Origin of the sequence: Gordonia sp. (in: high G+C Gram-positive bacteria), assembly GCF_049299075.1 — a bacterium.
GTDB lineage: Bacteria > Actinomycetota > Actinomycetes > Mycobacteriales > Mycobacteriaceae > Gordonia.
This window is the reverse complement of the sequence record NZ_JBAQWU010000511.1, coordinates 1-8,644: the sequence shown is the minus strand read 5'-3', so window position 1 is coordinate 8,644 and position 8,644 is coordinate 1. Positions and strand designations below refer to the sequence as shown.

Here is an 8,644-nt window from a genome sequence, read left to right as displayed (position 1 = left end):
GACAATCAACCAGCAGCGCACGGTGCTGGAGGGTCGGATCGAGCAGCTCAAGATCTACGAGCGTGAGTACCGTACGCGCCTGAATTCCTACCTGGAGTCGCAGCTTGCCGAGCTGCAGCAGCGCGGGAGCGCGGCCCCGGTGGAGCAGGGCTACTCGGACTCCGGCTACCAGCAGTAGTTCGAGTATTCGTCGAGGGGATAGAGGGCGGCAATGCTGACCTTGGCACTGGCTGCGGCGCTGATCGGATTCGGTCTGCTCGTCGCTGCGCTGATCACATCGAACTTCTGGGTCGCTGTGGCCTGCATCATCGTCTGCGCGGTGGGGTTGGTGCTGCTCGTCTGGGACATCCTGCGGTCATCCCGGCAGGGTGCCGGCACGGAGGATCCGCCCCGGTTCACCATTCGTGATCAGGCTTCGGAGTCGCGCTCCGAGCCGCTGCTACCCGGCCCGGATGACGATGCGGGCCCCACGGAAGTCGGGTTCGACACCGTCGTCGCCGAGACCGCAGCCGACACCGCTGGCCCGGCCGACACTGACACGTCGGGGAGCGGACTTGGGGCGCTGGTGGACACCGGGTCCGTGGCAGGCGCCGACAAGCCGGTGATTAGCGGCCCACTGGTGACCGGTGATGCGCATGACTACATCAAGTCGATCACCGGCTCGTTCCCGGTACAAGTCCCTACCTCAGATTCGTGGTCAGCGTCGTCCGCGACTCCCGCGCCGACCCCCGCACCGCGTATACCCGAACCGGCGGGAGCCGAGCAGCCCCGCGCGTGGGCCCCGTCGGTCGACGAAACGCAGTGGGACCGCAACACGAGTCCGGCGACTGGACCGATCCCGGCGAACTCGCCGTATGTGGGACGTCGTCGTCGTACCGAGGCGGCTGCCGCCGAACGCCTACGGGTACCGGCGGCGCCGGTCAATCAGGCCGGTCAACCGCCGGTCGCGGCACCGCCGTCCGGCCGGATTCGGGCACCGAAGCCGGCCGCCGACCTCGGCAGCGAGGGGATCGTCGTGCACGATCACACCGGTCCGCTGCCCAAAATTACCATCGTCGATCCGGACGCGTAAGATCGTCGAACAGAGCGTGGATCCGGCCATCACCGGGGAGCTCCCGGAAGAACAGGCACCCGGCCACGTTGGCGGTATGCCCCAGTAGAGCCGGGCGGGTGCGGCCCGACATCGCCGCGGAAGTCCGGTGCCGTGAGGGCATCGGCCTTCACCGAGTGGCGCTGACCGGCGGAGCGATCGGTTGCCGGTGAGCGCAAGCGGGGTGGTACCGCGCGGTCACGCTAGAGTGGCGTCCGCGTCCCCGTGCCCAGGAAGTCGGCTGCAGAGCCGACGCGCAGGCACGGTAGGAGTCCACCGAAATGACCGACGAGTTCGTCGACCAGAATGCTGCCGGGGATACGGCGCAGGGCACATCGTCGATGTCGAGGGTGTATCCCATCATCGATTTGACCGGTGGCCGCGGCCCGGGTGCGCCATCGTTCCCGCAGGTCGAGGAACGGGTCCTGGAATTCTGGGACACCGACGACACCTTCGCCGCGTCGATCGCCAATCGCAGTGACGCGCCGGAATTCGTCTTCTACGATGGCCCGCCGTTCGCTAACGGCCTGCCGCACTACGGTCACCTGCTGACCGGCTACGTCAAAGACATCGTGCCGCGCTACCAGACCATGCGCGGTAAGCGCGTCGAGCGCCGTTTCGGCTGGGACACCCATGGGCTGCCCGCCGAGCTGGAAGCCGAGCGGCAGTTGGGGATCACCGACAAGTCGCAGATCGAAGTCATGGGCGTCGACAAGTTCAACGAGTTCTGCCGAGATTCGGTGCTGCGCTACACCGGCGAGTGGCGTAAGTACGTCACCCGCCAGGCGCGCTGGGTCGACTTCGACAACGACTATAAGACCCTTGACCTTGACTTCATGGAGTCGGTGATGTGGGCGTTCAAGGAGCTGTACGACAAAGGGCTGCTGTACCAGGGCTATCGGGTGCTGCCGTACTCCTGGTACGAGCAGACGCCGCTGAGTAATCAGGAGGCCAAGCTCGACGACGCGTACAAGATGCGTCAGGATCCGGCGCTCACGGTGACCATGCCGTTGCGCGCGCCCGGAATGCCGCTGGACGGCGTCAACGCCCTCATCTGGACGACGACGCCGTGGACACTGCCGTCGAACCTGGCGATCGCGGTGCACCCGGACACCGAGTACAGCCACCTGCGCACCGCGCACGGCGCCGAGTATCTGTTGGCCACCACGCTCGTAGGCGCCTACGCGCGCGAACTGGGCGAGGTCGAGACGGTGGGAACCCACCTCGGCAGCGAATTGGCCGGTGTGACCTACACGCCGCCGTTCGCGTACTTCGAGGGCCATCCGAACGCGCACCGGATCCTGACCGCCGACTACGTGACCGTCGACAGCGGTACCGGCATCGTGCACCTTGCGCCGGCGTTTGGTGAAGAGGATATGGACGTTGCCACGGCGCACGGCATCGAGGTGGTGCAACCGTTAGATCCCGGTGGCCGCTTCACCGACCTGGTACCCGACTACGAGGGCCAGATGGTCTTCGACGCGAACCCGAACATCATCAAGGATCTGAAGACCGCGCAGCGGGTGTTGCGGCACGAGACCATCGAGCACTCGTACCCGCATTCCTGGCGTTCGGGCCAGCCGCTGATCTATATGGCGGTGCCGTCGTGGTTCGTTGCCGTCACCAAGATCAAGCCGCGCATGCTGGAGCTGAACCAGGAGATCACGTGGTCGCCTGCGCACATCCGTGACGGTCAATTCGGCAAGTGGCTGGCAGGCGCGAAGGACTGGAACATCAGTCGCAACCGGTACTGGGGAGCGCCGATTCCGGTGTGGGTGTCCGACGATCCGGCCTACCCGCGCATGGACGTCTACGGCAGCCTCGACCAACTGGAGGGCGACTTCGGGGTGCGGCCGAATGATCTGCATCGCCCGGTGATCGACGACCTGGTGCGCCCGAATCCGGACGACCCGACCGGGAAGTCGATGATGCGGCGAGTCCCAGAGGTACTGGACTGCTGGTTCGAGTCCGGCTCAATGCCGTACGCCCAGGTGCATTATCCGTTCGAGAACACGGACTGGTTCGATGGCAATCCTGCGACCGGGGAAGTGGCGCACAATCCGGGCGATTTCATCGTCGAGTACAACGGTCAGACACGCGGTTGGTTCTACAACCTGCACGTGCTGGCGACGGCGCTCTTCGATCGTCCCGCGTTCAAGACGGTGGCGGCCCACGGCATCGTCTTGGGCGACGACGGTCAGAAGATGAGCAAGTCCAAGCGCAACTATCCGGACGTGAACGAGGTCTTCGATCGCGACGGCTCTGACGCGATGCGCTGGTTCTTGATGGCCAGCCCGATCCTGCGCGGCGGCAACCTGGTGGTGACCGAGGAGGGCATCCGCGAGGGCGTCCGGCAGGCGCTGTTGCCCCTGTGGAATGCGTACAGCTTCTTGCAGCTGTACGCGGAGCGACCAGCGACGTGGCGGACCGACTCGGAGAACGTACTGGACCGGTACATCCTGGCCAAGCTCGCCGTCACTCGGGATGAGATCACTCAGGCGCTCGACACGTACGACATCGCGGGTGCCTGCGACAGTTTCCGCACGTTCTGCGACGCACTGACCAATTGGTACGTGCGACGGTCCCGCGCCCGCTTCTGGGCTGGGCAGGACCAGCAGCCGGATGCCTTCGATACGCTGTACACGGTGCTCGAGGTCGCGGCGCGACTGGCCGCGCCGCTGCTGCCGCTGGCCACCGAGGCTATGTGGCGGGGGTTGACCGGGGAGCGCTCGGTGCACCTGACCGATTGGCCGGCCGCCGACGAACTGCCCGCCGATCCGACGCTGGTCGCGGCGATGGACACCGTGCAGTCGGTCTGTTCAGTGGCCTCGAGTGTGCGCAAGGCGAACAAATTGCGGGTCCGCCTGCCACTGGCCACTCTCACGGTGGCGGCACCCGACGCGGCGGCGCTCGCACCGTATACCGCGCTGATCGCGGAGGAGATGAACGTCAAGAACGTCGACTTGAGCACCGACGTCGACGCGCACGGAAAGATCGAAGTCGCGGTCAACGCTCGGGCTGCTGGACCGCGGATCGGCAAGGATGTGCAGCGGGTGATCAAGGCAGTCAAGGCCGGCGATTGGGAGCTGCGGATCAGCGAGGACACCGCCGAACCGGTGGTCATCGCCGACGGTATTGAGCTGCGCGGCGACGAATTCACCCGCAAACTGGTGGCCACGGCACCGGAGTCCACCGGCGAACTGCCCGACGGTGGCGGTCTGGTGGTGCTCGACACCGCCGTGACCCCGGAACTGGAGGCCGAGGGCTGGGCCAAGGATCGCATCCGGGAGCTTCAGGATGCGCGCCGCAAGCTGGACCTGGACATCACCGACCGGATCAGCGTACGACTCGTGGTGCCTGCCGCCTGTGTGGCCACCGCCCGCACGCATGCCGACCTGATCGCCGGCGAGATCCTGGCGACGTCGTTCACCGTCGAGACGGACCGCCCGGGAGCACTCGAACTGAGTGAGGGCATCACCGCCGACGTCGCGAAGGCGTGAGGAACGAGCGCGGGCTGCGGCGGGTCCCATCTGGGGCCCGCTGGGCAGGGCTTGCCGCCGGCGCGCTGCTGGTGCTCGTCGCCGTCTACGCGGCGGCCGTGCGCACATACACCGGCCAGCGGGTGGAGAACGCCGCGCTGCGGGGCGCGTACCAGGTCAAAGCCGATGAGGTGACGGCCGCCGACGATGTGCTCGCGTCGTTGACCGTCGCCAGCCTGGCTCTCGCGGTGCTGATTCTGGCCGTGGTCGGCTGGGTGCGCGGCGGTTTCCGGTTGGCCGGGATCGCCGTCGGCGTGGTGGTCGGCGGCGGAGTGATCACGGAAGTGCTCAAAGACGTCGTGCTGACGCGTCCACCGCTGGTAGACGCTCCGTCGCACTGGTTGCATAACAGTTTCCCGAGCGGCCACACGACGGTCGCGATGTGCGTCGCTTGCGCGACGTTGCTCGTCGTCTCGTGGCGGTGGCGAACAGTGGCCATGCTGCTGGTGACGACGTGGACTGTCGGGGTGGGCGCCTACACCGTGATTGCGCGTTGGCACCGGTTGTCGGACACGCTCGGCGCCGATGCCGTCGCGGTGTTGACCGCCGCGGTAGGTGCGCTGATTCTGGCGCGGATGGGTATGGTGCAGCGGGTTCCGGACACCGCGCGCGCACCTGTACGCGGGCTGTTCGTGGGACTCGGTGTGGCGTACGTGGTGATCGTGGGTGCCGCCGGCGTCTACGTGGGTCAGGCCGGGATCGGCCAAGAACCCGGCTCCACCGACGCCGACTTCAACATCTATGTGGCCGCGCAGTCGCTGGCGTCGGTCGGCTCAGTGCTGGCAATCCTGCTGGCCTGGTGGTCGTGGTATCGGCTGGAGACGCGCAGGGTCAGCACCGGGCCGTCCTAGTGTCGTCGTCCGCGTGTCGCAGCGCGAGGCGCTCCCAGGAAGCTCCCAGCGTTCGTCCAGGCTGGGTGGAGTCTCGAGTCCTACCTTCTTCGATATGAGGATTGCAAACACGAAGAAGTCCCGGTGGATTACCGCCGCCATGCTCGCTGCGACCCTGACCCTCGGCGGTTGCTCGACCGCTGCGGAGTCGGTGAGTACAGGGGTTTCGACGTCGGTCACCGACGCCGCGGCGGCATCGTCCTCGACGACAAAGGAAACGATCGCCGCCACGACGGCTGCCGCCGAGACTTTCTTGGCGACGCTCAGCGAGGAACAGAAGGAGAAGGTCGGCTACAGCTACGACGACGAGTCCAAGACCACCTCGTGGTCGAACTTTCCGGTCACCTTTGTCGACCGTGCCGGACTCAATCTGCACGACCTGAACGACGACCAGAAGCACGCGGCACTAGCTGTGCTGCAGGCGCTGCTCAGCGATGAGGGGTATGCGACGGTCAACGGCATCATGGCAGGTGACCAATATCTGCTCGACGAGAGCACGTCGAGCGAGGAGTCGCTCGGCCAGTACTACATCGCCTTCTTCGGAGATCCGTCCGACAGCTCGGCGTGGGAGCTGCAGTTCGGAGGCCACCATCTCGGCATTAATGGGACGCTCGACGGCCCCGCCGATACGATCACTTTTGCGCCGACGCACCTGGGTACCCAGCCAGCGGTGTGGACGGCCGCCGATGGCACGACCATGCAGCCGCTGGCCAGCATGTTCACCGACGGGTTCGCGTTCTACGACTCGCTGACCGACGAGCAGAAGACCAAGCTCTACCAGGCTGAGCAGGTCGCCGACATGGTGTGCGCACCGGGCAGCACCTGTACCTACCCGACCGGCACCGGATTGCCGGGCAGCGACCTGACCGCCGAGCAGAAGCGGCTGTTGCTGACGGTGATCGCGAACTGGGTCGGGTTGTCCGATGAGCAGACGACGCAGGCAGCGCTGGACAAGATCTCCGCCACGCTCGACACCACCTACGTCAATTGGTCCGGTGCCACCACCTACGATCCGACTCAAGGCGACGGAATTTACTACCAGATCTCCGGGCCGGACGTGTACATCGAACTCGCCAGCCAAAAGGGCTCCGCGCAGGCCGATGTGGTCGGCGTGACAACGGCTGGGTGGGGTCACATCCACACGATCTACCGTGATCCGGGCAACGACTATGCGGGCAGCGTCATCCAGCAGGCCGCGTCAGCGATGACCGGTGGCCCGGGCGGGCGCGGTGGTCCGCCGGCGGGCAACCTTCCAGGCAACTAGCCTCTCGTGGTCGGGGCCGCGGTGCAGCGAGTGTCGATGACACTGACGAGCGGCCTCGATGGGTGGCCGCACAGTACGGACGTCAGGGGGCGATGTCCGCGGGTCATCCCGGTTCCTGGCGCGAGCGTTCCGATCCCGGGGAGTGCGGCCACCCGCGAGGGGGCGGGTGAGAGATGAAGTTCTCAAATAACGCGGTGCATCGAACATATGTCCGACACGCGTGTCACGATACGACGAGGCTCCGACAAAGAACAAGTGTTCGATGCTGGACAGACTGTTCCCGCAGGTGGTCGACCCGGACTAGCGTGGAAATCATGTCTGAGAATGTTGCGTGCGACGCAGTTGAGCGCCTGCAACGCTGGGCAGACTCCGGTGCCTACTTCGCGATCGTGTCGCGGCACCGAGACCAGTTGACCCTCGCCCTGTTGACCTGCAGCGGCGGGGAGGAGATGGGCCGGATTACCAGCGCCGACCCGGCGGTGGCGGCGTGGTGTGCGAACAACGACGGTGCCCGGGCCGAGGGCTACTGACGCCCGCGGGTGGAGGTCAGGTGCCGACCATTGCGCCGCTGCACGCTCGGTCTTCGCGGTGCCGCGCGACGACGACGCGTCGATACGATGAGCAGGTGGCCAATGACCCGAGTGAGACGAGTGCGCGCTGGGTCATGCACATCGACATGGACGCCTTTTTTGCGTCGGTGGAAGAGTTGACCCGGCCGACGCTGGCTGGCCGGCCGGTCCTGGTGGGTGGGGCCGGTGGCCGCGGGGTGGTGGCCGGCGCGTCGTACGCCGCCCGGGCCTTCGGCGCCCACTCCGCCATGCCGATGCATCAAGCACGTCGGCTGGTCGGACCGTCGGCAGTGGTGTTGCCGCCCCGCGGAGGTGTCTACCGCGCCGTCAGCGAACGGGTCTTCGCCGTGATCCGCCGGTTCGCTCCGGTCATCGAAACCTTGTCGTTCGACGAGGCCTTTGCCGAGCCCGCCGAACTAGCTGGTGCCAGCGTGGCCGATGCCGATGATTTCGCCCGTCGGCTGCGGGCCGCGATCCGCGCCGAAATCGGGTTGCCTGCCTCCGTGGGCTTCGGTTCGGGAAAACAGATCGCGAAAATCGCTTCGGACCAGGCGAAACCCGATGGCATTGCAGTGATTGCGCCGAGCGGCGAACTGGACTTTCTGCACGCGTTGCCGGTGCGGAGGCTGTGGGGGGTCGGTCCGGTGTCCGGCGACCGGCTGGCGCGACTCGGTGTCGAGACGATCGGCGAGTTCGCCGCGCTGGACTCGTCGGAGGTCGCCTCGATCCTTGGCGGCACCGTGGGGCCGGCGCTCCATCTGCTGGCCCGCGGGATTGACGACCGGCCGGTCGCCGAGCGGGCCGTCTCGAAGTCGATCAGTGCCGAATCGACCTTCGCTGTCGACATCGTCGATCTGGCCCGACTGCGGGCCGCGGTGACCGTCGCCGCCGCCGATGCGCATCGGCGATTGCGCGACGACGGGCGCGGCGCCCGGACCGTGGTGGTGAAGCTGCGCCGCGCGGACATGTCGATCGTGACCCGATCGATCACCATGCCGGCCGCCAGCGCTGACCTGGACGTACTGACTGCGGCGGCGCACCGCGTCGTCCTCGATCCGCTGGAAATCGGTCCGATCCGTCTGGTCGGCGTCGGCTACTCCGGCCTCACCGAAAGCGAGCAGGGCAGTCTTTTTCCCGACCTCGGCGACCGGCCCGCCGACACCACTTCCGCGATCGCCCTCGACCCGGTCGGCCAATCGGTGACAGACCCTGCGGCACCAGCAGGTCCATTGCCGTGGTCGACGGGCACCGACGTCCGTCATCCCGAGTACGGGCACGGCTGGGTCCAGGGC

Annotated in this window: 6 protein-coding genes and 1 pseudogene; all 7 read left to right on the top strand. The window is 66.7% G+C overall.

Annotation, left to right across the window (positions count from 1 at the left end; genetic code table 11):
• A pseudogene (locus WAW85_RS16195) lies at positions 1-178 on the top strand (cell wall synthesis protein); the annotation flags it as partial.
• A gap of 33 nt (positions 179-211) precedes the next feature.
• Entirely contained in the window at positions 212-1,072 is an 861-nt protein-coding gene (locus WAW85_RS16190) for a hypothetical protein (protein ID WP_422560613.1), read from the top strand.
• Positions 1,073-1,431: 359 nt separating this feature from the next.
• Positions 1,432-4,590, top strand: a complete 3,159-nt coding sequence (gene ileS / locus WAW85_RS16185; RefSeq protein ID WP_422560614.1) for an isoleucine--tRNA ligase — start codon at positions 1,432-1,434, stop codon at positions 4,588-4,590.
• Positions 4,587-5,480, top strand: coding sequence for a phosphatase PAP2 family protein (locus tag WAW85_RS16180; RefSeq protein ID WP_422560612.1), 894 nt, complete (start codon positions 4,587-4,589; stop codon positions 5,478-5,480). The genes ileS and WAW85_RS16180 overlap by 4 nt, the downstream gene beginning before the upstream one ends.
• 94 nt (positions 5,481-5,574) lie before the next feature.
• Complete coding sequence (locus WAW85_RS16175) at positions 5,575-6,783, top strand: DUF3500 domain-containing protein (RefSeq protein WP_422560611.1); 1,209 nt, start codon at positions 5,575-5,577, stop codon at positions 6,781-6,783.
• A gap of 314 nt (positions 6,784-7,097) precedes the next feature.
• Entirely contained in the window at positions 7,098-7,313 is a 216-nt protein-coding gene (locus tag WAW85_RS16170) for a hypothetical protein (protein WP_422560610.1), read from the top strand.
• A 95-nt stretch (positions 7,314-7,408) separates the two neighbouring features.
• Positions 7,409-8,644 (top strand): DNA polymerase IV (locus WAW85_RS16165; protein WP_422560609.1); only part of this gene is annotated, 1,236 nt, incomplete at its 3' end.